General features: G+C 64.6%; 1 pseudogene. It reads left to right on the forward strand.

The features are described 5' to 3' along the window. Positions 1-393: pseudogene (locus RNB18_RS53310) on the forward strand (hypothetical protein); the annotation flags it as partial.

The following is a 393-nucleotide window of genomic DNA, read 5'->3' on the forward strand; positions in this document are numbered from 1 at the left end:
TGTTCCTTCTGATGGGCACCAACGTGACGGGTGCGGTGATCGGTTTCGCTGTGCTGGGACTGTTGTACGTGCCGCAACTGGCCACCATTTCGGCGACCTTCCCGGCGATGTTCCCCACGCAGGTCCGGTACGCGGGCTTCGCGATCGCCTACAACGAGTCGACGTCGATATTCGGAGGTACCGCACCGGCGGTCAACGATTGGCTCGTCAACCTGACCGGTGAGAACCTGGTGCCGGCCTACTACATGATGGGAGCATGCGTGATCGGTGCGGTGGCTCTCGCGAAAGTCCCGGAGACCGCGCGATGTCCGATCAGCGGCACCGAGATCCCGGGCACACCGGAGGCGCCGCCGCCGGTCGAGTACGACCAGGAGGATGAGACCTCGCCGGGCA

Source organism: Streptomyces doebereineriae (assembly GCF_031845645.1).
In the GTDB taxonomy this organism is placed as follows: Bacteria; Actinomycetota; Actinomycetes; order Streptomycetales; family Streptomycetaceae; genus Streptomyces; species Streptomyces canus.